25 protein-coding genes are annotated in these 24,769 nt (G+C 69.8%); 11 read left to right on the forward strand and 14 right to left on the reverse strand.

Features of this window, described 5'->3' with window-relative positions; all coding sequences use genetic code 11:
• Nucleotides 1-140 precede the first annotated feature (140 nt).
• Both ACWEV3_RS18455 and ACWEV3_RS18460 read left to right on the forward strand, forming a co-directional pair.
• Nucleotides 141-848 carry an ABC transporter ATP-binding protein gene (locus tag ACWEV3_RS18455; RefSeq protein ID WP_452615039.1) on the forward strand — a complete coding sequence of 236 codons (708 nt, stop codon included), beginning with the start codon at nt 141-143 and terminating at the stop codon, nt 846-848.
• On the forward strand, nt 845-3,070 hold the full coding sequence (locus tag ACWEV3_RS18460; protein ID WP_452615040.1) for an FtsX-like permease family protein: 2,226 nt from the start codon (nt 845-847) through the stop codon (nt 3,068-3,070). The genes ACWEV3_RS18455 and ACWEV3_RS18460 overlap by 4 nt, the downstream gene beginning before the upstream one ends.
• A 291-nt stretch (nt 3,071-3,361) precedes the next feature.
• On the opposite strand, the gene ACWEV3_RS18465 is transcribed toward ACWEV3_RS18460, so the two are convergent.
• Nucleotides 3,362-4,582, reverse strand: coding sequence for a nitric oxide synthase oxygenase (locus ACWEV3_RS18465; RefSeq protein ID WP_452615041.1), 1,221 nt, complete (start codon nt 4,580-4,582; stop codon nt 3,362-3,364).
• Nucleotides 4,583-4,844: 262 nt separating this feature from the next.
• On the opposite strand from ACWEV3_RS18465, the gene ACWEV3_RS18470 reads away from it, so the two are divergent.
• Nucleotides 4,845-5,264, forward strand: a complete 420-nt coding sequence (locus ACWEV3_RS18470) for a nuclear transport factor 2 family protein (RefSeq protein ID WP_452615042.1) — start codon at nt 4,845-4,847, stop codon at nt 5,262-5,264.
• 86 nt (nt 5,265-5,350) lie between these two features.
• Entirely contained in the window at nt 5,351-5,941 is a 591-nt protein-coding gene (locus ACWEV3_RS18475; protein WP_452615043.1) for a GNAT family N-acetyltransferase, read from the forward strand.
• Here the strand turns inward: ACWEV3_RS18475 and ACWEV3_RS18480 are convergent.
• The 3 genes from ACWEV3_RS18480 to ACWEV3_RS18490 all read right to left on the reverse strand — a co-directional run bounded on the left by ACWEV3_RS18480 (nt 5,938) and on the right by ACWEV3_RS18490 (nt 7,757).
• Nucleotides 5,938-6,291 (reverse strand): YybH family protein, encoded by a 354-nt coding sequence (locus tag ACWEV3_RS18480; protein WP_452615044.1) that lies wholly within the window; start codon nt 6,289-6,291, stop codon nt 5,938-5,940. The two genes, ACWEV3_RS18475 and ACWEV3_RS18480, sit on opposite strands and share 4 nt — an antisense overlap.
• A gap of 105 nt (nt 6,292-6,396) precedes the next feature.
• Nucleotides 6,397-7,041, reverse strand: coding sequence for a tRNA (guanosine(46)-N7)-methyltransferase TrmB (gene trmB / locus ACWEV3_RS18485; RefSeq protein WP_452615231.1), 645 nt, complete (start codon nt 7,039-7,041; stop codon nt 6,397-6,399).
• Nucleotides 7,042-7,184: 143 nt separating this feature from the next.
• Nucleotides 7,185-7,757 (reverse strand): hypothetical protein, encoded by a 573-nt coding sequence (locus tag ACWEV3_RS18490; protein WP_358580467.1) that lies wholly within the window; start codon nt 7,755-7,757, stop codon nt 7,185-7,187.
• Nucleotides 7,758-7,989: 232 nt separating this feature from the next.
• On the opposite strand from ACWEV3_RS18490, the gene ACWEV3_RS18495 reads away from it, so the two are divergent.
• Complete coding sequence (locus ACWEV3_RS18495) at nt 7,990-8,457, forward strand: universal stress protein (RefSeq protein WP_452615045.1); 468 nt, start codon at nt 7,990-7,992, stop codon at nt 8,455-8,457.
• A gap of 361 nt (nt 8,458-8,818) precedes the next feature.
• On the opposite strand, the gene ACWEV3_RS18500 is transcribed toward ACWEV3_RS18495, so the two are convergent.
• The 5 genes from ACWEV3_RS18500 to ACWEV3_RS18520 all read right to left on the reverse strand — a co-directional run bounded on the left by ACWEV3_RS18500 (nt 8,819) and on the right by ACWEV3_RS18520 (nt 13,423).
• The gene (locus tag ACWEV3_RS18500; RefSeq protein WP_452615046.1) at nt 8,819-9,544 is read right to left on the reverse strand and encodes a hypothetical protein; all 726 of its coding nucleotides are present in this window, start codon (nt 9,542-9,544) and stop codon (nt 8,819-8,821) included.
• The gene (locus tag ACWEV3_RS18505) at nt 9,541-10,488 is read right to left on the reverse strand and encodes an ABC transporter ATP-binding protein (RefSeq protein WP_452615047.1); all 948 of its coding nucleotides are present in this window, start codon (nt 10,486-10,488) and stop codon (nt 9,541-9,543) included. Before ACWEV3_RS18505 ends, ACWEV3_RS18500 begins: the two co-directional genes overlap by 4 nt.
• 168 nt (nt 10,489-10,656) lie before the next feature.
• Complete coding sequence (locus ACWEV3_RS18510) at nt 10,657-11,457, reverse strand: HAD hydrolase family protein (protein WP_452615048.1); 801 nt, start codon at nt 11,455-11,457, stop codon at nt 10,657-10,659.
• 52 nt (nt 11,458-11,509) lie between these two features.
• Nucleotides 11,510-12,166 carry a response regulator gene (locus tag ACWEV3_RS18515; RefSeq protein ID WP_452615049.1) on the reverse strand — a complete coding sequence of 219 codons (657 nt, stop codon included), beginning with the start codon at nt 12,164-12,166 and terminating at the stop codon, nt 11,510-11,512.
• Between the two features lie 36 nt (nt 12,167-12,202).
• Nucleotides 12,203-13,423, reverse strand: coding sequence for a sensor histidine kinase (locus ACWEV3_RS18520; protein ID WP_452615050.1), 1,221 nt, complete (start codon nt 13,421-13,423; stop codon nt 12,203-12,205).
• A gap of 218 nt (nt 13,424-13,641) precedes the next feature.
• On the opposite strand from ACWEV3_RS18520, the gene ACWEV3_RS18525 reads away from it, so the two are divergent.
• The 3 genes from ACWEV3_RS18525 (at nt 13,642) to ACWEV3_RS18535 (ending at nt 17,577) form a co-directional block, all read left to right on the forward strand.
• Nucleotides 13,642-15,192, forward strand: coding sequence for a dynamin family protein (locus ACWEV3_RS18525; protein ID WP_452615051.1), 1,551 nt, complete (start codon nt 13,642-13,644; stop codon nt 15,190-15,192).
• Entirely contained in the window at nt 15,192-15,656 is a 465-nt protein-coding gene (gene grpE / locus ACWEV3_RS18530; protein ID WP_452615052.1) for a nucleotide exchange factor GrpE, read from the forward strand. The genes ACWEV3_RS18525 and grpE overlap by 1 nt, the downstream gene beginning before the upstream one ends.
• A gap of 67 nt (nt 15,657-15,723) precedes the next feature.
• The gene (locus tag ACWEV3_RS18535) at nt 15,724-17,577 is read left to right on the forward strand and encodes a dynamin family protein (protein WP_452615053.1); all 1,854 of its coding nucleotides are present in this window, start codon (nt 15,724-15,726) and stop codon (nt 17,575-17,577) included.
• 290 nt (nt 17,578-17,867) lie between these two features.
• Here the strand turns inward: ACWEV3_RS18535 and ACWEV3_RS18540 are convergent, their stop codons facing one another.
• Together ACWEV3_RS18540 and ACWEV3_RS18545 are read right to left on the reverse strand one after the other, a co-directional pair.
• A complete protein-coding gene (locus tag ACWEV3_RS18540) occupies nt 17,868-18,146 on the reverse strand; it encodes a hypothetical protein (protein ID WP_452615054.1) in 279 nt (92 codons plus the stop codon).
• Nucleotides 18,147-18,229: 83 nt separating this feature from the next.
• Nucleotides 18,230-18,463 (reverse strand): zinc finger protein, encoded by a 234-nt coding sequence (locus ACWEV3_RS18545; protein WP_452615055.1) that lies wholly within the window; start codon nt 18,461-18,463, stop codon nt 18,230-18,232.
• A 101-nt stretch (nt 18,464-18,564) separates the two neighbouring features.
• On the opposite strand from ACWEV3_RS18545, the gene ACWEV3_RS18550 reads away from it, so the two are divergent.
• The 3 genes from ACWEV3_RS18550 (at nt 18,565) to ACWEV3_RS18560 (ending at nt 20,560) form a co-directional block, all read left to right on the forward strand.
• A complete protein-coding gene (locus ACWEV3_RS18550; protein ID WP_452615056.1) occupies nt 18,565-19,401 on the forward strand; it encodes a helix-turn-helix domain-containing protein in 837 nt (278 codons plus the stop codon).
• Nucleotides 19,401-19,595 (forward strand): DUF397 domain-containing protein, encoded by a 195-nt coding sequence (locus ACWEV3_RS18555; protein ID WP_452615057.1) that lies wholly within the window; start codon nt 19,401-19,403, stop codon nt 19,593-19,595. The genes ACWEV3_RS18550 and ACWEV3_RS18555 overlap by 1 nt, the downstream gene beginning before the upstream one ends.
• Before the next feature lie 146 nt (nt 19,596-19,741).
• On the forward strand, nt 19,742-20,560 hold the full coding sequence (locus ACWEV3_RS18560; protein WP_452615058.1) for a serine protease: 819 nt from the start codon (nt 19,742-19,744) through the stop codon (nt 20,558-20,560).
• Between the two features lie 3 nt (nt 20,561-20,563).
• Here the strand turns inward: ACWEV3_RS18560 and ACWEV3_RS18565 are convergent, their stop codons facing one another.
• The 3 genes from ACWEV3_RS18565 to ACWEV3_RS18575 all read right to left on the reverse strand — a co-directional run bounded on the left by ACWEV3_RS18565 (nt 20,564) and on the right by ACWEV3_RS18575 (nt 24,750).
• Entirely contained in the window at nt 20,564-21,268 is a 705-nt protein-coding gene (locus tag ACWEV3_RS18565; protein ID WP_452615059.1) for a hypothetical protein, read from the reverse strand.
• Between the two features lie 136 nt (nt 21,269-21,404).
• A complete protein-coding gene (locus ACWEV3_RS18570) occupies nt 21,405-23,393 on the reverse strand; it encodes a PhoX family protein (RefSeq protein ID WP_452615060.1) in 1,989 nt (662 codons plus the stop codon).
• 133 nt (nt 23,394-23,526) lie between these two features.
• Nucleotides 23,527-24,750, reverse strand: coding sequence for an MFS transporter (locus ACWEV3_RS18575; RefSeq protein ID WP_452615061.1), 1,224 nt, complete (start codon nt 24,748-24,750; stop codon nt 23,527-23,529).
• Between the last annotated feature and the right edge of the window lie 19 nt (nt 24,751-24,769).

The raw sequence follows: 24,769 nt of genomic DNA on the forward strand, positions 1-24,769 counted from the left end.
TCGAATCCAGCAGGCCCCGCACCGGTGGGGCCCCGAGATCCGGACCGCAGCCCGAACACGAGCAACCGCAGGCACGGCGAGCACGGGCCAGCACGGCGACGAACGGCGTTAGCGGCGCGAAACGAGCAGGAGGAAGGAAGATGTCGGCTTCAATCGTCGACCGGCGGCCCGGGGAGCCGTTCCTGGTGGCGCGCGGATTGGTCAAGAACTACGGCTCATACCGGGCGCTGGCCGGGGTGGACCTCGCGATCCGCACCGGCGAGGTGATGGCGATCGTCGGGCCGTCGGGCTCCGGCAAGACGACGCTGCTGCACGTGCTGGCCGGGATCCTGCGCCCGGACGGCGGCGAGGTGCTCCTGGACGGGCATCGCATCGACCAGCTCGGCGAGGCGAAGCGCAGCGCGCTGCGGCGCCACGAGTTCGGCTTCGTCTTCCAGCAGGGCATGCTGGTCGGCGAGCTGACGGCGGAGGAGAACACGGCGCTGCCGCTGCTGCTGGCCGGGGCCAACCGGAAGCAGGCGCTGGAGGGCGCGCGGGACTGGCTGGGCCGGCTCGGCCTCGGCGGGCTGGAGAAGCGGCTGCCCGGCGAGCTCTCCGGCGGTCAGGCGCAGCGGGTGGCGATCGCGCGGGCGCTCGCGCACCGCCCCAAGGTGATCTTCGCCGACGAGCCGACCGGCGCCCTGGACACCCGCACCGGCGAGGAGACCACGCAGGCGCTGTTCGCCGCCGCTGCGGCGACCCAGGCGGCCGTGGTCATCGTGACGCACGACCGGGAACTGGCCGCCAAGACGGGGCGGATCGTGGAGATCCGCGACGGCTTGATCGCGGGCGGGGTGATGGTCGGATGAATCCCGTGCAGCTGGCGCTGCGGGTGCTGCGCGTCGACTCGCGCAGCCGCCTGTCGGCGCTGCTCACCGCAGCCGGGGTCGCGGTCGCCACCGCGCTGGTCCTGTTCCTGGCGACCCTGCCGAACGCGACGGACGCTCGAATGGATCGGGCGGCCTGGATGCGCGGTGCCGCCGATCCCTCCGGCGCGGTTTCGCAGGCGAGCCTGGACTTCTTCGAGAACGAGAAGATCATCCGGCTCGACGTGTCGGGCGACCGGCCCGCGGTGGACGGCGCGCCGGGCTTCCCCGGTGCCGGCGAGGTCCTGCTGTCACCGCGATTGGCCGAGCTGGCGAAGCAGCGCCCGCCTGAAGAGCTCGCCAACCGCTTCGACGGCAACGTCATCGGAGTTCTGGACGAGACCTCGCTGAAGTTCCCGGAGCAGCTCGTCGCGGTGGTCGGGCACCAGCCGGGCACGCTGGACGCCGTCAAGGCCGAGGAATCGGGCTGGATCGCGGCCGGTACCGACGACTTCCTGCTGAAGTTCCTGTCCGGGGTGGGGATCGTGCTGCTCGCGATTCCCAGCCTGGTGCTCGTCGCGTCGGCGGCCAGGCTGACCGCCGCAAGGCGGGAGCGCAGGCTCGCGGCCCTGCGGCTGGCCGGTGCGACGCCGGGGCAGGTGGTCGGCACCGTGGCCGCCGAGACCACCATCTCCGCTGTGGCGGGTACCGTCGTCGGTCTCCTGCTGAGCTGGCCGCTGCGGTTCGTGGGGGCGCAGGTCCCGTGGGGTGGCGGCACCTGGTTGCCGAGCGACTTCACCCCGTCGGTGCCGACGGTCGTCGCGGTGGCGGTCGTGATTCCGCTGCTGGTCGTGCTGGCCGCGGTGCTGGGTTTGCGCCGGGTCGTGCAGGCGCCCGTCGGCGCGGCGATGAACCAGTCGCGGAAGGCGCCCAAGGCGTGGCGGCTGCTCGCGTTGCCCGCGGCAGCGGTGTTCTTCGCGTTCGGGCTCGCCACCGCCGAAAAGACCGGTGGCCTGACGTTGATGCTCGCGGCGCTCGCGGCGGTGCTGGTGTCCGCCTCGGTCGTCGGTCCGTGGTTGACCGGCGCGCTCGGCAAGCTGTTCGCCACCGCGTGGCGACGGCCTGCCATGCTGCTCGCGGGTCGGCGGCTGCGCAGCGACCCGAAGGCCGCCTACCGGTCCGTGTCCGGCATCGTCCTCGCGGTGTTCGTCGGGTCGATGGCGCTGACGCTGCTGCCCAGCTTCGAGGCATTCGCAGGCGGCGGACGTTCCTTCAAGGACTCCGTGCTGTACCTGGACGTTCCGTCCGCGACGGTGGCCGACCAGAAGAAGCGTGTCGTCGGCGAGCTGGAGCGCCGCGGCGCGAACGCCACCGTCGCGAGCGCGAACCAGGTCACCCTCGAGACCTCCGAGGGCGGAGAGTACGCCGGCCTGGTGATCAGTTGCCCGGAAGCGGCGGCGGTGACCCGGATGGCCGTCGGCGTGTGCGCGGGACCGCCCGCGATCCGCGCTGATCCGGCCACCCAGCTGCCTGACTCGGGGCTGCGCCTCCGGGCCTACCCGGCCCGGGACTCCAACGAGGAACCGCCGACGTTCGGGTTGCCCGCCAACGTCGTGACGCGGCCGCTCGGCGGCCAGGATCCCGAGCTGAGCTCTTCGGTGCTGATCGACCCCGATCTCGTGCCCGAGGTCGCGAACGTCGGGGAGTCCACGCTGGTGGTGAACCCGGCGACCGACGCCGACCGGGAGAAGGTGCGGACCGCGCTCGCCGCGGCACTGCCCGGCGAAAGCTTCCTGAGCCGCGAGCTGCGGCTGGAGGACCAGCAGACGATGCTGGGCGACCTCAAGCGGGTGACCGCCATCGGCCTGGGGCTCGCGGCCCTGCTCGCGGGCAGCAGCGCCGCGATCACGGCCGCGTCGTCGGTGGTCGATCGCCGACGCACCTTCGGCGCGTTGATCGCGGCGGGAACCCCGGTGCGCATGCTGGGGCGCGCTCTGCGGACCGAGGCGGCGCTGCCCGCGCTGGTCGCGACGCTGACCGCCGGTGCGGGTGGTATCGCGATCGGGGTCTCGATGCTGACCCTGTTCGGGGATGACGCCCAGGTGGTGATCAGCGGCTGGATCCTCGCGCCTGTCGTGATCGGTGTGGCCGTCGCGGTGCTCGCCGCCTCCAGCAGCGGCCCGATGCTGCGCAGGATCAGCAGCGAACCCATCGCCGACGAGTAGTGGGCGAGCGCCCTGTCAGCAACCATCCGGCCAGTTCCGCCCGCGCGGGACTGGCCGGATGGCCATCCGGGGCCGACCACATGACCGATCCGCCGGACCTGTCCCGAACGTGATGCTTGAAGAGTCGGAAGGAAAGACCAGGGAGGTCAGAGATGCTCGCCAACATCGTTTCCGGAATCGGAGCCTTCATCGCCCTCGCGGTGCTGCTGCTCATGTCGCTCAGCTCGGTGCTCCCCGAGATCATGGACCGCGTCGCGGCCCGGCGCGGTGCGTCGACGGCCGGTGCGCGGGTCAGTCCTCGGGCAGGCCGGTTCCCAGGCAACGCCGGTTCATCCGGGCCAGCACGTCGTACCGCGGCCGGCTCGGTTCGGGGGACTGGAAGCCACTCGGTGCTCCCAGCCGGGCCCGCCGGGTCGCTTCCTTGGTGACGGTGAACATCGGCCGGGAGGCACCGTTCTGGGGCGCGGAATGCAACCAGGCCAGCCGGTGCAGTGCCTCGCTGTGGTGGTCGGTGATCGTGACGCGAGCGGAGTCGAACGAGAACAGCACGGCCCGGTTGATCTCGACGATCGCCCGGTCCCGCCACAGGGTTCGTTCGGTGGAGGTGTCCATGCCCAGCCGTTCGGCCACGTGCCGGGTGACGCCGTACGCGTTCTCGTCGGCCAGGCCGCGGGTGCCGATCTCGGTCCCCACGAACCAGGTGTTGAACGGCGCGGCCGGGTACTGGATGCCGCCGATGAGCAGCTGCATGTTGCTGATCAGGGGCACCGTGTGCCAACGGAGGCCCAGCTCGACGAACCACGGGAACTCCGGGTGCTCCAACGGGACTTCCTGCACAACGTCCCGCGGAACGGTCACCGGCTTGGGGCCTTCGTGGGCGGTCTCCACCACCAGCGGCAGGTGGTCGAAGCGCCCGCGCTGGGTCGGCGGTCTCCAGCCGAGGCGCTGGGCTTCGGCGGTGAATCCGCTGTACCTGGCGTCGCCGAGCACGCCGCCGTCGGACAACGCGTAGCCCGCGTACCGGACGACCTGTTCGTTCCAGATGCACGGGCCGGGACCATCCGGCGAGTCCGGCGCGAAAACCGTGATCAGCGGCTGGATCTGGCCCGCATTGGTGGCCAGCCGGAGATGCTCGAAGCATTCGCTGGCGATCGCTGAGGCGTTGCGCAGGCCGCGAAGATCGCGGACCTTCAGCCGGCGCCACGGCACACCGCTCGTGCACCACCCGCTGTCGCGCAGCGCGACGCGCGCGCCGTAGGCGAGTTCCTCGCTGGTGTGGCGGTAGGTACCGGTGTCGGCGAACTCCTGGCGCACCTCGGCCAGGCGCTGGGACAGGGAGCCTGCCTCGGGATGAGCGTCGTGGAAGGCCCGCAGGAACTGCTCGGCCGCCGAGATATCCGTGGTCGGTTCGGACCGATCGGCGACGAGTCGGCTCGTGCCGGTGGCGTATTCGCCACCGATGTCCGGCGGGCGCTGCTGGGTCGGGATGACTTCATCACGGATATCCGTCACGGGCCGGAAGGTAGTCGCGATCACCGCTCACTCGTCACTACATGAGCCTTCTTCTTTTCGGTGAATTCACAACACCACGATCGCGCGGCAACCCACTCATCGTGACTTCTATCGACGTGCAGGTCACGGTACTTGATCGCCCAATTGAGTGAACATCTTGCTGTTCGTCGTGGATGGCCAGACCAAGTGCGGTGTCCGATCATCGCCAGCATCCGGCCTCCCGTGCGGCAAAGCTGGACGCGTGACGGCGATGAAAACGAAGATGCAGGTGTTGGAGGGCATGTACGCGGCGGAGGCCGAGTACCTGGCGGCCGGCGGGCCCGGCGAAGCGAGCTTCGAACCGCTCGCCGAATTCTTCTCGCCGCAGGTCGTCCTGCACCAGGCCGAGGCGCTGCCCTACGGCGGGAGCTGGCGGGGCCACCAGGGCATGGAACGCTTCTTCCTCGAGATGAGCCGAACCTGGGAATCGTTCGAGATGCTGGCGCAGGACTTCCTGACGCCGAGCGACACGACCGGGCCGCTGGTGGTGCTCACCCAGGTCCGAGCGCGCTCCCGGGCGACCGGCCGCCGGCTCGAATTCCCCATCCTGCAAACGATCGAGATCCAGGACGGGCAGATCATCGACATCCGTCCGTTCTACTGGGACACCGCAGAGATCGCGGAAGCTTGCACGAACGCGTGACCAGCACTCGTCCGAGCCGGTTGACATTGCGCACCGAGAGCGAAAAGCCTTGGACGCGAGGGTGAAACGCTTGCTGGGATAGCCGGATGAGCTCCTTCTGGACGGGCCGGCTCGTTCGGCTGCGCGGCATCGAGCCCGAGGACTGGCGAGCGTTCATGCGGATGGACTCGCACTCCGAGCACCAGCGATCGGCGGACACGCTCTACCCGCCGCGCTCGGCCGACGGATACCGCGCGTGGACGGCCGAGCAGTCCGCCGCGCAACCGTTCGGCGACTCGCTCCGCCTGGTGATCGAGGCGCTGGACAGCGGCGCGCTGGTCGGATCCGTCTCGACCCATGACGCGGATCCGCGCACCGGCCGGTTCTCCCACGGCGTGGCGATCGACGACCAGTACCAACGGCGTGGCTTTGCGGCCGAAGCGGTCGTGCTCCTGCTGCGCTTCATGTTCGGCGAGCGCCGGTACCACAAGTGCGAGGCGCAGATCTACGCCGACAACGAGGCGTCGCTCGCGCTGCACCGCAGGCTCGGCTTCATCGAAGAAGGCTTGCTGCGCGAACACGAATTCTTCGCCGGTCGTCACCACGACCTGGTGGTCATGGGCGTGACGGCCCCGGAGTTCGCGGAGCGGCACGGTCTCGGCGAAGCGCCTTCCGGCGACCGGCGCGACGAGGCCTAGCCGAGCAGGTTCGGCTGGTCGATCACCCAGAGCCAGGTGCCGTCGGGTTGGCGGCGGGCCACCTCGACGGTGACGCCGCCATCGGCCAGCCGCACGGAGGTGAGCGCCAGGTCGCCGTTGCGGATCGCGGGCTGCGTCTCGCCGGGCGCGAACTCGGGCTTGGCCGCCACGAGCTGCTCGTACGCCGCGCGGATCTCGCGGTGCCCGACAACCCAGCCGGTCGGGACGATCAGCACGGCGTCGGGCTCGTACAGCGCCACCAGTCCGTCGACGTCGCCGGCGTTGAGCCGTTCCAGCACGAACCGGTTTAAGTCCTCCGGCTGCGCTGCGCGCTGGCGGTCGCTGGTCATCGCGCTCGTCCCCTCTGCTCAGGCAACTCGTTTCGAGCACACGATGGCAGCAAGGTCCGACACGACAACCGATCCCAGGCGGCAGCAGCTCGCCCGCGGAACCGCTTAGACGCGCTCGAAGATCAGGTCGTGGATTTCGCGGCCCTCTTCGTGCGCCCGGTTCTCGAACTTCGTGACCGGTCGCCACTCCGGCCGCGGCGCCCAACCGCCCGGCTCGTCGGCGTACCGGTTGCGCAGCTGCGGTTCCGCCTGGCAGACCTCCAGCATCTGCTCGGCGTAGTTCTCCCAGTCCGTCGCGAGGTGCAGCACGCCGCCGGGCGCGAGCCGGGATGCGATCAGCCGGACCGAGTCGGGCTGCACGAGACGGCGCTTGTGGTGGCGCTTCTTCGGCCACGGGTCGGGGAAGTAGATGCGCACCTCGGCCAGCGACGCGGGCTCGATGTGGTCGCGAAGCAGCACGATCGCATCGCCGCGCAGCAACCGGAGGTTGGTGATCTCCAGCTTCTCGGCCCGCAGCATCAGCTGGGCCAGCCCCGGCTTGTAGACCTCGACCGCCACGTAGTTGGCGTCGGGCTGGGCGGCGACGAGCTGCGCGGTCGTTTCGCCCATGCCGGAGCCGATCTCCAGCACGGTCGGCGCGGAGCGGCCGAACCAGGCCGCGAGGTCCAGCGGGCCCTCGGGCAGCGCGGTCACCTCGGAACCCAGCTCGGGCCAGTGGCGATCCCAGGCGCGCTGCTGGCCCACCGTCATCCGCTCGCCGCGCTGGACGTAGCTGACGACGGTACGACGAAACGGAACCTGCTGGTCAGAGGCATTCACGGGGACTCAGTATCGCAAACCGGTGATGGGCCCCGACGACCGAACCCACTCGTCCGGGAGGCGGGGCCGGTGGATCACCAGGATTCGATCTGGCCCAGCATCGACACCAGGCCGGTGGACCGCTTGACCGGCACCGGAACCGGCTCGGTCTCGCCGTGCGCCGGCACCACGTTCAGCCAGCCCCGGTGCTCGTCGGTCAGCACCACGGTGGTCGGCATCCGCATCGGCGCCCGGTCCGACGGCGCGAACTCCCAGTACCCGGCCTCGCCGATGCCGGCCCAGGGCACGAAGACCCAGCCCGGTCGCGTGCCGAGCACCGCGTGCGCCTCGTCCTCGATCTCGAACGCCGCTTTCCGCGATTCGATCTCGCCGCGATCCAGCGCCCGCAGCCACCACGGGGCGGGCAGCCGACGCTTGGCGCCGTGCAGCTTGCGGAACAGTTCGAGCACCTGGTGCTCGGGCGCGGTGTGGATCCAGCTCCGCCGCAGCGATGCTGGTGTCGCCGCCTCCAGCGCGGGCGGGTGTGCTTCGGTGGCCAGCGACCATTCGAGCCTGGGCACCGGCTCCAGCTGGACGTCGTCCGTCGAACGAACTCGCGCACCGTCCTGCTGCGCGGGAACTGCCGGGATTTCCTTCGATTGCACCATCGGCCCACCCTTCTGCTGTTGAGAAAGTTGCGAGCCACGAACTCGCCCTCGGCCAGCGCATGCCCCCAAGCGACGCTGGTTCGGGACATCCCTTACTCATGCCTTACCACAGCGAATGCAAAGAATGCCGCGAGCATGTCGATTGTGTCAAAAGTCACATGTTTACAACGTGTTCGGCCCATCTGCCGCAGGTCGACTCGACAAGTCACCCCGATGCGGTTGGAGTGGGGGGGTGCCAGACCAGACGATCCAACAGGTGGAGATCGACGGCGGTGTCGTCGTCGGCGTGGACAGTTCCGCATCGTCGCTGCGCGCCTTGATCGTGGCGGCCGAGGAGGCCCGACGCCGCAGCGTCCCCTTGCACGTCGTGCGGGCCTGGAGCTTCCGGACCGCGCCGCGGCCGGCGGACTACCCGCCGAACGTCGTGCCGAGCATGGACGAGTTCCAGCAGTCGGTCCAAGCGGACACGGAACGCATCGTGGCCAACAAGCTCGGCGAACACTCCGATCTCCCGGTCCACATACACGTTGTCCACTCGCCGTCGCCGCAGGCGCTGCTGTCGGCGTCGCGGGGAGCGGACCTGCTGGTCGTCGGCCATCGCGGGCGCGGCGGGTTCGCGGGCCTGATGCTGGGCTCGGTGGCCGAGCAATGCGTCCGGCACGCGGCTTGCCCGGTCTTGGTGGTCCGCCCCAGCGTCTGACGCGGGACGCCGCGCGAGGTCTGCTGCGGGTGTCCGGAAAGCACAGGGCCCGGGCCATCCCCCGAATGACAGCCCGGGCCCTCCCCCGTCCCGACCGCCGGCGCCCCCGAGCGCTTTGCAGTCGGTCGAATTCGGTTGTGCTAGTCGGCCCCGTCGTCAGCCTCGCGCGGTGTCCACAGCGGACCCTGCGGTGCCGCACGCACCGGGAGGCGACGTCTGCGGCTCGATCTTGCCGCTGATCCTATCGGTTGACGTGATCAGACTCTCGGCCGGGCCGGGTAACGTTTTGCTATCCCGCGCCCAACTGGGCATTTCTATAGTTGATCATGAAAGGTTCCACAGCCGCTTCGGTTCTCGCTGGTCAGGCGTCGCGCCGCCGAACGATGATCAAAGCGATCACCCACAGGACCAACGCGACGGCCGCGAAGTAGGCCAGCGCGCCCCACGGGCCGAACGGCATGTCGCCCACGCCGTCGCTGCCCGAGAGGAAGTGGCCGGCGGCGTTGAACGGCATCCACTTCTGCACGTCGGCGCCGATCTTCGGGATCAGCCCGACCAGGCTCTCCACCAGCAGCGGCCAGAGCAGCAGCAGGGCGACGGCACCGGCCGTCTGCCGCAGCATGGCGCCGACCGCGACCGCCAGCACCGCGCCGATCGCGAACACCAGGCCGACCCCGGCGACCTGGCGCCAGTCGTCGCCCGTGGCGAAGGCGAGATCCGCGCCCGGTGCCAGCAGCTTCGCGACTCCCCACGAGCCGAATGCGGCCACCTCGCCGATGATCAGCGCCACCAGCGCGACGACGACGGTCTTGGCCAGCAGCGCGGCGGCCCGGTTCGGCACCGCCTGGAAGGTCGCCCGGATCGTGCCGAACCGGTACTCGGTGGTGATCGACAACGCGGCGAGCACGAGGACCACCATCAGGCCGAACTGGTAGCCGGCCTGCGTCATCGACAGCGACATCTCGTTCTCGAGCTGAGACGCGAACAGCGTGGTGAAGCCGATGGTCAACGCCAGCGCGAGGAAGGTGCACCACCACGGCGACCGGGTGGAGAAGAGCTTGATGCGTTCGACGGCGAGCAGGGTCATCGGGCCACCCCCGAGGTGTTCAGCGCGGACGCGGCGGCGCCGAGATTGGTCTGGTACTCAACGGCGTTGCCGGTCATCTGCATGAAGGCCTCCTCCAGCGAGCTCCGCTGCGCGGTGAGCTCGTGCAGGACGATCCCGTGCTGCGCGGCGAGTTCGCCGATCTGCTCGGTCTCGGCCTCCTCGACGACCAGCGTGTCCTGGGTCGTCGACCGCACGCTCAATCCCTGCGTGCTCAGGAGCTGCTGCAGCTGCGCTGCCCCCGGCGAGCGCACCAGCACGCCCTGGGTGCCTGCGTTGTCCACGAACTGCTGGGTGCTGCACTGCGCGATCAGCTCGCCGCGGCCGATCACCACGAGTTCCTCGGCCGTCAGGGCCATTTCGGAAAGCAGGTGGCTGGAGACGAACACGGCGCGCCCCTCGGCGGCCAAGCCCTGCATGAACCGTCGGATCCAGTGGATGCCCTCCGGGTCCAGCCCGTTCACCGGTTCGTCGAACAACAGGATCTTCGGGTCGCCGAGCAGGGCGGTCGCGATCCCGAGCCGCTGCGACATGCCCAGCGAGAAGCCGCCCGCCTTGCGGTTCGCGACCTCCTCCAGGCCGACCATGCCGAGGACCTCGTCGACGCGCTTCGCGGGCAGGCCGTTGGACTTCGCCATCCACAGCAGGTGGGTGCGCGCCGACCTGTTGGGGTGCACCCACTTCGCGTCGAGCAGTGCGCCCACGGTGCGCAGCGGGTTCTTCAGCTCGCGGTAGGGCTTGCCGTCGATGCGCACCTCACCGGACGTCGGCCGGTCCAGGCCGAGCATCATGCGCATGGTGGTGGACTTGCCTGCCCCGTTGGGGCCGAGGAAACCCGTGACCCGGCCGGGCTTCACGGTGAACGACAGGTTGTTCACCGCGACTTTCGGTCCGTAGCGCTTGGTGAGGCCGATCGCCTCGATCATGATCACTCCTGTAAGCCGACAATGCCGCGGCCCAACCGGGCCACACCACAAAGCGTGCCTGGTCGATCCGTGCGCCTGCATCGGCCCAGCGTCTGGACCTCGGGTCAGACCTGAGTCGTAGTCGACCCAGTCCTACAGGATGACGGCCTCAGGGGTGTCCCTGAGATCTCATCGGAACCAGCGGTCCAGGATCGCTGCCAGCCCGTCCTCGGCGACCGGCCCGGTGACCTCGTCGGCCGCGGCGCGCACGATCTCCGCAGCCTGCCCCATCGCGACGCCGCGCGCCGCCCAGCGCAGCATCTCGATGTCGTTGTCCCCGTCACCGGCGGCGAAGGTGTCCTCGCTCGCGATGCCCAGCTCGGCGCGCAGCTTCTCCAGCGCCGAGCCCTTGGTCACGCCTTCCGGCACCACGGTGACCCACGGCTCGTAGTGGTCCACGGTGTAGGTGCAGTTGGGCAGCCGTACCCCGGCCATCGCCGCGATGAGCTCGGCGGGCTCGTGATCCACCCAGTTCGCGATCAGCCGCGGCACCGGGTGGTCGACGAGTTCGTCCAAGGTGGCCAGCTGCTGCGGTCCGTGCAGCTCGTCCTCGGGGAACTTGCTGGTCACCAGGCTGCCGGCGCCGATGTCCTCGCTCGCGAAGATCGCCCCGGGCAGCCGCCTGGTCAGCTCGGCGAGCACCGGCCCCGGTTCGAACGTCTCGATCGACACGGGCTCCCGCGCCGCCACGTCGACCCGCACCGCTCCGTTGGAGCACAACGCGTCTCCGCCGGTCAGCTCCAGCTCGTCCAGGATCGGCAGGGTGCCGAGCATGCTCCGGCCGGTCGACACCACGACCTGGGTGCCCGCTTCGACGACGCGGCGCACCGCGGCCTTGACCTCGGCGGAAATCGCTTGGGTGGCGGGGTCGAGCAGGGTTCCGTCGATGTCGAGGGCGATGAGTCGGGGTTTCCACGCGGCGTCGCTCACCACCGCAGGCTAGCCGTCCACCAGCGCGTTCGTGGGTCGCTGGAGGCGCAATTCACGCCTCGCCCGGTTTGACCAGACCGGTTTCGTAGGCGAGCACCACGGCCTGCACCCGGTCGCGAACGTCCAATTTGGACAGGATGCGGCCGAGGTGGGTCTTCACGGTGGCCTCGGACAGGAACAGCGCGCCCGCGATCTCGGCGTTCGACAGTCCTTTCGCGACCAGCACCAGCACCTCGCGCTCCCGCTCGGTCAGCACGTCGAGCACCGACGCGTCCCGCAGCTGGCCGCCGCGCTCACCGAGGAACCGGTCGAGCAGCCGTTTGGTGACGCTGGGCGCGACCACCGCGTCGCCGCTGGCCACCGAGCGCACCGCTGTGACCAGGCTCTCCGGCGGGGCGTCCTTGAGCAGGAATCCGCTGGCTCCGTTGCGTAGCGCGGAAAGCGCGTACTCGTCCAGGTCGAAGGTGGTCATCACCAGGACCTTCGCGCTGTCCGCCGCGACGATCCGGCGGGTCGCCTCGACGCCGTCGAGCACCGGCATCCGGACGTCCATCAGCACCACGTCCGGCCGCAGCCGCTCGGCGAGCCCGATCGCCTCCTCGCCGTTGCCCGCCTCGCCGACGACCTCCAGGTCATCCTGCGCGTCGAGCACCATCCGGAAGCCCATGCGCATCAGTTCCTGGTCGTCCACCAGCAGCACCCGCACCATGCCGTACACCCTATCCGAGCTGGGGTTTCGGATTTCTCAGCGACCTTTCTCGGCCGATGCCCCAGGCTGCGCGTCCGGATCGAGCGGCAGCACCGCGCGCACCCGCCAGCCGCCCTCGGGCCGCGGACCGGCCTCCAGCGTGCCGCCGTAGACCGCGGCGCGCTCCCGCATGCCGATGATCCCGTTGCCGCCCGAGGCCAGCCCGGACGGCTCCTTCCGGATGCCGTCGTCCAGCACCTCGATCTCGATGCGCTGCCCGTCGTTGTCCACCCGGACCGAGGCCGTGGTGCCCGTGCCGCCGTGCTTGACCACGTTGGTCAGCGACTCCTGCACGATCCGGTAGACGCTGAGCCCGATCCTGGTCGGCAGCCCGGCGAAATCGCCGGTCAGCTCCATCGACACGGCGAGCCCGAGGCCGCGCACCCGGTTCACCAGGTCGCTGAGGTCCGCGGCGGTGGGCTGCGGGATGCGGCCGGGGTCTTGCTCGTCGCTGTCGCGCAGCACGCCGAGCAGGCTCCGCAGTTCGCCGAGGGCCTCGCGGCCGGTGCTGCCGATCGCCTGCAACGCGCGCTCGGCGAGATCCGGGTTGCTGCGCAGGGCGTATCCGGCGCCGTCGGCTTGCGTCACCATCACGCTGACCGAATGCGCGAGGACGTCGTGGATTTCCCGGGCGATCCGGTTGCGCTCCTCGGCGACCGCGATGCGCGCCTGCTGATCGCGTTCGAACTCCAGGTTGCGCAGCCGTCTCTCCACCTCGGCGTGGTACGCGCGGCGGGCGCCGATGAACTCGCCCAGCACCCAGCAGAAGCCGGCCAGCATGACGAAGAAGAGCACCTGGACGAAGATCAGCTCGGCCAGGTTCCCTTCCCGCTGGCCGCCCGTGAACAGCCGCGCCAGGTAGAAAGCGCCGGTCAGCGCGGTGTAGAGCGCCGCGATCCGGCGTCCCTCGGAGGCGACCAGGGTGTAGATCATCATGCACGGCGCGATGAGGGCCACCGTCGAGCCCGGGCCGGTGTTGGCGACCGACATGATCGCCATGCCGAGCAGCGCGACGTACGCCGACCGCACCGGCCAGATGCGCCGCACCGCCAGCGGCACGGTCAGCAACACCCCGGCCACGGCGTACAGCCAGGCGGGCATGCCGATCGAGGGCTTGCCCTCGTCGAGCTCTCCCAGGTGCACGAGCAGCATGAAGGTGGCGATCCCGCTGTCGCCGACCAACGGGCGCGCCCGCAACCAGAGGCTCAGTTTCCGCACCTAGCGAGGTTATGCGCCGCATACGTGGTCCGGCGTCATCCCACGGGCTCGACCCGGGTCAGCCTCAGGTCGCACCCGCGCGGAGGCGTCCCGGCTCGGGCGGGGATCCGACCGCGGCCCGCTGGGCCGGTCGTGATCGCGCGCACTTGGTCCGGTTCGGTGTGGGTGCGTGGCAGGATGTAGCGCGCAGCGAGATCGCACGATCGGGAAGGTCGGACTTGAGTACGGCAACCGAGCAGCAGCACTGGCCTGGCCCGCTATCCGCGGCGGTCGCCCGGCTGTGCACCGGGTTGCAGCCGCAGGTGTCCGAGCGGACCGCGGCCGGCTTCGCCGAGGTGCTGCGCAGGCTCTCCGCGCCGCTGCAGGTGGCCGTCGCGGGCCGGATCAAGTCCGGCAAGTCCACGCTGGTCAACGCGCTGATCGGGCGCCGGGTCGCGCCCACGGACGTGGGCGAGTGCACCCGGCTGGTCACCCGCTTCCAGTACGGCACCGTGGACCGCGTCGAGGTCGTATTCCACGACGGAAAAAAGCAGGCCGTGCCCTTCGACGCCGACGGCGGCATCCCGGCCGACCTGGGCGTGGACATCGACGAGGTCTCGCACCTGGAGGCCTACCTGACCAACGCGGTGCTGCGCGACCTGACGGTGATCGACACCCCCGGGCTCGGTTCGCTGGACGCCGCGTCCGTGGCGCGCACCGAAGAACTGCTGGGCACCCGCAAGGAGGACGCCGACGACGCCGACTCCGATCTCGATCCCGTGTCGCGCAACGCGGTCGCGGGCGCCGAGGCCGTCCTCTACGTGGTGACGCAGGGCGTCCGGGCCGACGACGAGCAGGCCCTGGCCGCGTTCACCGCCGCCACCGCCAGCCGCGAGGCCGGGCCGGTCAACGCGATCGCGGTGCTGAACAAGGCGGACACCATCGAGCCGAGCTCGGTCGAGGACTCGGGCGGCGAGGTGTGGAAGGCCGCGTCGCTGCTCGCGGAGAAGCAGGCCCAGCTGCTCAAGCCCAAGGTCGCCGACGTGCTGCCGGTGATCGGCCTGCTCGCGGAGACCGCCGAATCCGGCGAGTTCACCGCAGCCGACGCGGAGGCGCTGCGCGGCCTCGCCCAGCTGGACGAGGCGACCCGCGAAACCCTGCTGGTGTCCGCGGACCTGTTCACCAGCTGGGAGTGCGACGTGCCGGCCGGCACCCGCAACCGGTTGCTGGAGCGGATGGACCTCTTCGGGATCCGGAGCGCGCTGGAGGCGATCGACGCGGACCCGGAGATCACCGCGGGCGCGCTGCGGCGTCGGTTGCTGGATTCCTCCGGGCTGGCTTCGGTGCTGAACCGGCTGGACACGGTGTTCCGGGCGCGGGCCGACGGGATCAAGGCCGCGGCCGCGCTGGCCTCGGTGACCGCGCTCGCCCACGCCTCCGGCGACCAGGGCGAGCGGCAGCGGGTGCACGACGCGATCGAGGTGCTGCTGGCCAAGCCGGAGGCGCACCAGCTCCGGGTGCTGGAGGCGCTGACGCTGGTCGCGGCCGGTGCGGTGGCGATGCCCGTGGACCTGGCCGAGGAAGTGATGCGGGTCGGCAGCAGCAACGACGTCGGCGAGCAGCTCGGCCTGCCCGGTCGGCACCGCAAAGAGCTGACCGACTACGCGCTGGAGCGGGCGAACTGGTGGCGCTCGTTCTCGTCGTTCGGCGCCACGCCCGCGCAGAGCCGCATCGCGCACGTGGTGCACCGGGCGTACTTCCTGATCTGGCAGCAGTTGCGGTCCGGGTGATGGCGATGCGGGGCTGGCGACGCAAGAATTCACCTGAAAGTGGAACCGGTGGTGTTCCCGACGCGTCCGATCCGGACGAGGGCACGGCAGTTGCCCCGGACGCCGACGCAGAGGTGGGAACCGACATGACCGCCGTGACCAGCGATGTCGTCACGGATCAGCTGGATCGCGCGCTGACCGAGCGGGCGACGCTGATCCAGCTGTGCATGTACGCGATGGACCGGGCGCGCAGCGCGGGAGTGGTGGAGCGGCTGTCCGAGGGGCTCAGCGGCATCGGCGTTGCGGCGTTGCGGCCGGACGGCACCCGCTTCGACCCGGCGCACCACGAGGCCGGTGGCATCACGCTCACCGACGACCCGGCCCTGGACGGCGTGATCGCCGAGACCGAGGTGCTGGGCTTCGCCGACCGGGACCGCGTGCTGCGCGCCCCGGTGGTGACCGTCTACCAGCTGCGGCAGCAGTGATGCCTGCCGCTCCGACGATTTCGCGGGGGACCGCCGTCCGCGGCGGGATTCGAGAGGAGCGAGGCGCATGACTGCACCGGGCGTCGCGGTCACCGTGGGCCTGCCGCAGCAGGTCAAGCAGGCCAGGGAGAAGCTGCACGGGTTCCTGCGGGAGGCCGACCCGACCGCCGCGGAGTGGGTCGAGCAGGTTCGGCGCGGCCGCCAGAAGACGCCCAGCGTCGTGGTGGTCGGGGAGACCAACCGGGGCAAGAGCTCGCTGGTCAACGCCCTGCTGGAGCACCCGGGACTGTCCCCTGTGGACGCCCAGGTGGCCACCAGCACGTACCTGGAGTTCACCCACGGCGAGCAGTGGGCGGCGCACGCCTGCTACCCCGGCCAGCAGGAGCCGGTGCCGTTCGACCTGGCCGAGCTGCCGAACTGGGCCAGCGCGGGCCGCGAACTGCCCGAAGGCCAGCTGCCGCCGCGCTACGTGCAGATCACCGCGCCGGTCGACGCGCTGGCCCGGGTGACCGTGGTGGACACGCCGGGAGTCGGCGGGCTGGACGCCCTGCACGGCGAGCTCGCGATGGAGGCGGCGGCCTCGGCGACGGCGCTGCTGTTCGTCGTCGACGCGTCGGCCCCGTTCACCCGGGGCGAGCTGGAATTCCTGCAGAAGGTCGCCGAGCGCGTCGAGACCGTCGTGTTCGCGCTGGCCAAGACCGATCAGCACCGCGGCTGGCGGCAGGTCTTGGAGGCGGACCGGAAGCTGCTGGTGGAGCACGCCCCGCGGTTCGCCGACATGCCGATCTTCCCGGTGTCCGCCCGGATGCAGGAGCTGGCGGAGAAGGCGCCCAGCGAGCAGGCCGCGGACATGCTGCGCGAGAAGTCCGGCATCGTCGAGCTGCGCACCGAGCTGGAGCGGCTGATCGGCGGGCGGGCCGCGATGCTCGGCGAGGCCAACACGATGCGGGCACTGTCCACTGTGCTCGGTGAGCTGGTCGCGAAGCTGTCGACGGAGAAGCGCGCGCTGACCGTCGGCGAGGACGAGGCGGAGTCGCTGCGCGCGCGGCGCGACGAGCTGTCCACCTCGCGGCGGTCGTCGACGCGCGGCTGGCAGGTGAAGCTGCGCGGCGAGATTCAGCGGACCCGCGTCGAGACCAGCCACGAGGTGGCCCGCCAGGTGCGGGAGGTGCAGAACTGGTTCCGCCGGGCCATCGACAGCGCGGACCGCAACCAGCTCGCTGAGCTGCCCCGCCACGTCGACGCGGCGTTGCAGATGGCGTCGACCCGGGTGGCGGCGACGCTGTCGGCGCGGCTGGCCGCGGTCGCCGAGCAGTCGTTGAAGGAGCTGTTCTCCGCCGAGGAGCTCGACGTGATCCGCTCGCAGTTCGCGCGCGGAGCGCAGGCGCCGATCGCGTTGCGGCCGCCGGACAAGCGGCCGCCGACCGCGGAGGACAAGCTCCTGGTTTTCATGGGGGTCTCCGGCGGGCTCGGTGTCGGCCGGGCGGCCGCGATGCCGCTGGCGGGCCTGGGCATCGCGGCGCTGAACCCGGTGGTGCTGCCGGTGACGATCGTGCTCGGTCTCGGGGCCGGCTGGTGGATGGCGCGGACCCGCAAGCACGCGGCGGACAAGCAGCACCTGAAGCAGTGGCTGACCGAGGCCATCGCTGATGCCCGATCGGCGCTGGACCAGCTCGTGGCGGAGCAGCTGATCGAGGCGGAGCAGCAGCTGTCGCTGGCCCTGGACGACGCCCTGACCAGGCGGATCGAGGCCATCGAGGGCGAGCTGCGGGAGGTGGACAAGGCGCTGAAGATGGACGCCGCGGAGCGCAGCCGGCAGCTGCAGACGGTCAACCGGCGCCTCACCGAGGCGACCGCCGGGCGGGAACGCGCCGAGAACCTCCTGGGCAGCATCCGGAACCTCCGCGACACCGCCTCCTGAGCCGGGGCTCACCACCCGTGCATACTTTTTGTCGCAATAGCAGCAAAAAGTACGCACGGGCTGTGGCGTGGCCTGCGGAGACGGCTCAAGTGATCTGAACGCACGACCGAGCCTGAAACGTCGTTGCGGTGCCGGTGACCGGGCGCGTGGGGTCGGGGGTATCGCGCCCGGTCACCGGGGTGGGCCGGTGCGGGTGGGGGTTGGGGGAGGTCGCCGCACCGGCCCTGCTCGGGAGGTTTGGGCCGTGAGTGTTTTGGGGTGTTCTAGCGCCCCAAAACACTCACGGGCCGTTACGGGCGCAGGTGGTGGCGTCCGGTGGGTTCGTCGGGGTCGGTGGTGGGGAATTCTGGTGGTATGCGGGGATGTTCGCGTTCCGGCCCGTGTTCTTCTTCGCGGGTTTCGGCTTCGATGTCGGCTATGAGGTGCCAGACCGTGTAGGCGCCTTCGCCGCCTCCGGCGTGCTGCCCCGTTGTCGCGAAGGCGATGGTGCGTGCGGGGATCTGGGTGGTGAGCATGGCGAGGATCAGCAGGTTGAACAGGACGAACGTGCTGAGCTGGATCCAGAACATGTTTTTCTCCTTGTCTTGGAAGTTGCTGTTTTTGCTGCTCATTGCCCGTGAGTGTTTTGGGGTGTCATAGCGCCCCAAAGCACTCACGGGCCTGTGGCCCACCGGGCGGTGATGCGCCGCCAGCAGTCCATGCAGGTGTCCTCGTTGATCCATTCCAGCTCCCGTGGCAGTCGCTGCGCCTGCCACGCTTCGACCTCCACGCCGCAGAAGGAGGTCACCGCCGCATAAGGCTCGGCCCGCTTCGCGGCCACGTCGAACGCATGCCGCCCAGCCCCCACAGGCCGCCAAAACCAGTCCACGCCAGCCTTTTCGAACATCCCCGCCTCCTTGTCTCTGGGACAAAGATGCCCCGAGGTTTGTCCCAGAGACAAGCCATATGACCACATTGAGTGATCACTTGACCATCTAGAGTGAAGACATGGCGAACACCGCGAAAGCGCGCGGACTTGGCGCAGAACTCAGGGAACTCCGCAAGGAAGCCGGGCTCACGGTCCGTGGACTCGAAGAGCGGCTGAGCTTCTCGCGTTCAACCATCAGCCGCATCGAACGCGGCGACAAGGTACCGAGCGCCGAAGATCTCGGCGCAATGCTCGCCATCTACAACGTGACCGGCAAGCGCCGCAAGGAACTCGTCCAGATGGCCAAGGACGCCGATGAGCCGAACTGGACCGAGATCGGTGATCCAGGCATCCCGCGCCAACTCGCCGCGCTGCTTGAGTTCGAGCGCGAAGCGACCCGCATCAGCATGGTTGCCCTGAACAGGATTCCCGGCCTGCTTCAGACCAGGGACTACGCGCTGGCCGTTCTTCAGTCTGGCGGGATACCGTCTGAACAGATCGAAACCTTGGCACGAGTCCGGATAAGCCGCCAGGAGATTCTCACCCGAGCTAACCCCGTGGAACTCCTTGTACTGCTTGACGAAGCCGCGCTACGCAGGCCGGTTGGCGGCAGGGCGATCATGGCCGACCAGACCAGGAAGCTCTTGAAGGCGACCGAAACCGAGAACGTGGTCGTTCAAGTCCTTCCTTTCGATCTCGGCGGACACATCGGCCAGGACGGCTCACATGTCATCTACGAGTTCGCCAAAGCGGACCCGATCGTCCATCTGGAGCACCGCCGCTCAAGCCAGTTCCTCGACGAGGTCGCGGACACGAGTGACTTTCGCAAGGTCACGGATACGCTACGCGAGCTAGCACTCAGCCCTTCTGAATCGGCTGCGCTGATCACGGCGTACGCCGCCGACTTGGAGGAATGATGATCTTCGAGTTCACCGGCTGGCGAAAGTCCAGCCACTCCGGCACTCAAACCGAATGCGTCGAGGTTGGGGTCGGGGTCGGTGCTGTTGGGATCCGGGACACCAAGGATCGGGACGGTGGGCACTTAGCCGTGCCGGTGCCGAGTTGGCACCGGTTCATCGGCGCCGTCAAGGGCGGCGTCTTCGACCGCTGAGGGCCTGGTCCAGCGGCGCGGAAGTGCGCTGGTGGGGCGGTTGGGTTTCTTGAGGTCGGGCTCGGCTGATCGGCATCGCCGCAGGTCGCGGGGTGTGGTATCAGGTAGCGGTCGCTTCGGCGCAGTTCGGGGAGGAGGCCGTGATCGTGAGGACTCGTTTCGCTCCCTTGGTCTCGTTGGTCGCCGTTGCCGTCCTGGCGGCCGGAGGGTTCGCTTCGGCTGAGCCGCGCTGGGCCGCCTCGTCCACCGCGGCCGTGCATCCCGGCGTGCAGACCGTGACCAACTCCGCGCAGTGCACCTCGAACTTCGTGTTCCAGGGCGGATCGAAGGTGTACCTAGGGCAGGCCGCGCACTGCGCCAGGACCGGCGGCGTCGAACAGACCAACGGTTGCACTTCGCCGTCGCTGCCCATCGGCACCCAGGTCCAGATCACCGGCGCGAGCAAGCCTGGCGTGCTGGTCTACAGCTCGTGGCTGACGATGCAGGCGATCAAGGAGAAGGACGCCGACGCCTGCGCCTACAACGATTTCGCGCTGATCCAGCTCGACGCGGCCGATGTCGGGAAGGTCAACCCGAGCTTGCCCGTGTGGGGCGGTCCCAGCGGCCTGAACACCGGCGGGCTGCAGCAGGGCGACCTCGTGGTGACCTACGGCAGTTCGAAGCTGCGGGCCAGCGTCAGCGACCTGAACGCGAAGGCGGGCACCTCGCTCGGGGATTCCGGCGGCGGCTGGAACCACACCATCTTCACGGTCACGCCGGGCATCCCCGGCGATTCCGGCAGCGGAGTCCTGGATTCGTCGGGGCGCGCGGTGGGCGTGCTGTCCACGTTGAACATTTCCGCGCAGAACTTCGGGAGCAACGGCGCCGGCGATCTAGCGCGCGAGTTGAACTACCTGCACGCGCACTCGTCGCTGCGAAACATCTCGTTGGTCACCGGAACCCAGGAATTCCGCACCGCCCGGTGACTTTCAGATGGCCCGCCACCAGGGCTCGGCTTCGGTGTTCGGGAACATGCCCTCACCGAGGACCACCCGGAACGGGTTCGGGCCGATCACCGCCCAGGCGTGCTTCGCCCGCTCCGCCGGGAAGTCCGGGCTGGTGACCAGTTCGAAGAGGTCGTCGAAGGCATCCGAGAACAGCTCGCTGAGGTGCTCGCCGAGCCGGTCGTACGCGCCGTTGCGCAGATGTGCGGCGAGCGCGTCGAGATCGATCTCGTCGAGCATCTGAGCCGTGGACGGGTCGTCGGTGAGAAGGTGCTCGGCCGCTGCCAGGCAGAGCTCGCGCAGCTCACCGGAAACCTCGACGACGGACGGCATCGTGCTGAACGCCGCCATCAGGTCGCCCGGGTCCTGGTGCGGGAGGCCCTTCGCCTTGCCGTGGCAGTACGGCACGAACTCCGGGAACTCCATGGCGTGCGCCGCCTGCGCCACGCGCAACCAGAACTCGGTCGGCAGCTCGTCGGCCCGGCCCGCCTCGTCGGCCCAGTGCCCGACGAAGTGCAGCGCGTTCATCCAGAAGTGGTTGTACCCGTCGTCGATGCACTCCGCGATCTCGACGGCCTGCCCGCTGTCGTCGAGCAGCGACTCCGGTACGAGTTCCGTCGCCGCGGTCAGGTGCTCCACCAGGTTCCCCTCCGGGAACACCAGGTCGGCGGTCAGCCAAGTCGGGTACATCCGTCGCCTCTCTCCCGCTGCCGACCGCCCCGCGGGCCGGCATGCCGAGGTTGAGACGCGCCACCACGCGCCGCAGTTCCGCTGTTATGCCGGCCGCGCCGCGCCGCCGGTCAGGGGCGCGGCGCGGCCGGGACGATCAGCGCCAGACGGCCACCACGGAGGGACGGGGTTGGCTGGTCCCGCCGTCCGGCCAGTGCGAGACCGGGTTGTCGGCGTTGGCCCCGTCGACCTCTCCCGGGTGCTGGGCCGAGACCATGATCAGGTCGTCCTCGATGATCGGACCGCAGGCTTCCGCACCGCGCGGGACGCTGAGGAACTGCATCACGTGGCCTCGCTCCGGGCCTTCCAGCGGCACGGCGTAGAGGCCGTCGTTGGCGCCCAGGGCCTCCGACGAGTCGGTGGTGATCCAGAGGTTGCCGTGGCTGTCGAAGGCCACGTTGTCCGGGCAGGCGATCGGGCTGACCTGGGACTTGTCGAAGCCCGCGAAGTAGGTCGCCGGGTCGTTCGGGTCGCCGCAGACCAGCAGCAGGCGCCAGGCGAAGCGGGTGTTCGCCGGGTCGTCGTCGAGTTCCAGGACCTGACCGTGCTTGTTGCCGTTGCGCGGGTTCGGCTCGTCGGCCGGTGCCTTGCCGGTCGCCCCGCGGTCCGAGTTGTTCGTCAGCGCCGCGTAGACGCGGCCGGTCTTCGGGTGCGGCTGCACGTCCTCCGGGCGGTCCATCTTCGTCGCGCCCACCTTGTCGGCCGCGAGCCGCGCGAAGACGTAGACCTCTTCGGCGGTCATGCCGGGCACGAAGCTGGTTTCGTTGTGCGCCAGCGGAATCCACTCGCCGGAGCCGTCGAACTCGCCGTCCGCCGGGAGCTTGCCGGATCCGTCGATCTCGTCCGGGCTGTCGCCGGTGAACTTCGCGACGTAGAGCGTGCCCGAGTCCAGCAGCGACATGTTGTGCCGCCGGGCGTGCTTGCTGCGGCCCGGTTTCATCCGCTGGTCCGAGACGAAGCGGTAGACGTACTCGAACTTCTCGTCGTCGCCCATGTACGCCACGACCCGGCCGTCGTCGGCGACCCGGATGTTGGCGCCCTCGTGCTTGAAGCGGCCGAGGGCGGTGTGCTTGACCGGCGTCGATTCCGGGTCGTGCGGGTCGAGTTCGATGATCCAGCCGAACCGGTTCGGCTCGTTGACCTGCTTGGCCAGGTCCCAGCGGGAGTCGAAGCGCTCCCACTTCCGCTCGCTGGCGGCGCCCTTGATCCCGTAGCGCGCCAGCCGCTCCTTGGTCGCCGGGTCGGTGATCGAGTCGGCGTTGGCGAAGTAGAAGTGGATGTTCTCCTCGCCCGAGAGGATCGTGCCCCACGGGGTCACGCCGCCGGAGCAGTTGTTCATGGTGCCGAACGATCGAGTGCCGGTCGGATCCGCCGGAGTTCTCAGCAGTTCGCTGCCCGCCGCCGGGCCGCGCAGCTCGAACGGGGTGTTGAGGGTGATCCGCCGGTTCAGCGGGTCGAGCACCGGCTTCGGCGCGCCGTCGCCGGTTTCGAGCACCACGACCGACAACCCGTGCGCGGCCCAGGCGACCCGGACCTGCTGCTCGGTGGGGTTCTCCGGGTCGTAGCCGCGGAAGAGGAACTCCTCGGAGGTGTACTCGTGGTTGTTCACCATCAGCCGCCGGTCGTCGTCCAGCGGCAGCAGCGCGCAGAAGTCGTTGTTGTAGCCGAACTGCCGCTCCTGGGCTTCCGGGGTCTGGTCGTCGAAGTCGAACTCCGGGGCACCGGGCAGGATCGGGTCACCCCACCTGATCACGACCTGCTGCTGGTAGCCCTCCGGCACGACGACGGCGTCTTCGCTGTTCGGCCGCACCGGCGTGAAGTCCAGCCCCGGCGGGCGGCCGGGCGCGGCGACGGCGGGCCGTCCGGCGAGGCCGGGCAGCACCGCTGCGGAGGCCGCGACCACCGCACCGGCGCGCAGCAAACCCCGGCGGGACAGCACGTTCTGCAACAGGTCGCCGAAGTACTGGTTCTCCGTCGGGTTCGGCGGGTGCTCCGCGCACTGGTCGCCGCAGCGGTACCGGCAGGTCACCCGCGCCCGCCCGGCCGACAACAGCGGTAGGAGTCGACGTTCGCCCGGCTGTGCCACCGCAACCTCCCAAGCTTGATCGAGAAATGGCTAGGAGCGTATGACACCACCAAAAGAAGGCAAACACTCTTCGAAAACTCGGCGAATTCTCGAAGAGCGCTTGCTCTATCGGGTTATTCAGTTAGGGACGGGGTCAGAACTCTTCGCCGACCAGTGCGGCTTCGGCGGGAACCGAGCGCGTGTTGGCCTGGGTGCGCAGCTCCGCGAACAGCAGGCCCGCGGCGATCACGCAGAGGATCGCGCCGGCCGCGAACGGGGCGTGCTGCGAGCCGAACCACTCGGCCACGTGCCCGACCAGCGTGGCCGCGGCCGCCCCGCCGAGCCAGCGCAGGAAGTTGTAGCCCGCGCTGGCGACCGGGCGCGGCGCGTCGCTGATGCTCATCGCGGTTCCGGTGAACAGGGTGTTGAGCAGGCCGGAGGCCAAGCCGCTGAGGATCACCGCGACGACCACCACGGGCTTGGAACCGAACGTCATGACGCCGAGCAGCACCGCGAAGATCAGCACCGCGAAGATGGTGCCGCCGACCTCGCCGAGCCGCGCCGCGAGCCGCGGGGCCAGGAACACGCCGGCGAGGGCGACGCACAGGCCCCAGCCGAAGAACACCAGGCCGACCGCGATCGCGCCGAACTCCAGGACGAACGGCGACCAGGCCAGCACGATGAAGAACGCGGCGGTGTAGAAGGCGGCGCCGAGCGAGGTGCGCAGCAGGCCGCCGTGGCGGAGCGCCCGGATCGGGTCGAGCAGCCGGACCTTGGTCCGGTGGGCGCGGTCGCCGTCCTTCGGCAGGAAACCCGCCGAGAGGATCAGCGCGATCGCCATCAGCACCGCGGTGCCGGCGAACGGCCCGCGCCAGGAGATGTTGCCCAGCAGGGCGCCCAGCAGCGGTCCGGTGGACAAGCCGATGCCCAGCGCCGCCTCGTAGAGCATGATGGCGGCCCCCTGACCGCCGCTGGCGGCACCGACGATCACCGACAGCGCGGTGGCGATGAAGAATGCGTTGCCGAGACCCCACACCGCGCGCAGCGCGACGAGCTCGCCGATCGAGCTGGCCATCGCGCACGCGAGCGTCGCCACCACGATCAGCACCAGCCCGGTGACCACGGTCCGCTTCGCGCCGAAGCGCGCGCTGAACGCGCCGGTGATCAGCATCGCCAGCACCTGCACGCCCAGGTAGGACGAGAACAGCAGGGTGACCTGCTCGGGGCCTGCGTTCAGCGCCTCTGCGATCGAGAGCAGGATCGGGTCGACCAGGCCGATGCCCATGAAGGCGATCACGGCGGCGAACGCGGTGATCCACACCGCCTTCGGTTGTCCCTTGAAAACGTCGAGTAACCGAACGTCGTGCCCGGCGCTCATCGGTCGCCACCCCTCGCTG

The sequence above is a fragment of the Saccharopolyspora sp. NPDC003752 genome (assembly GCF_053605825.1).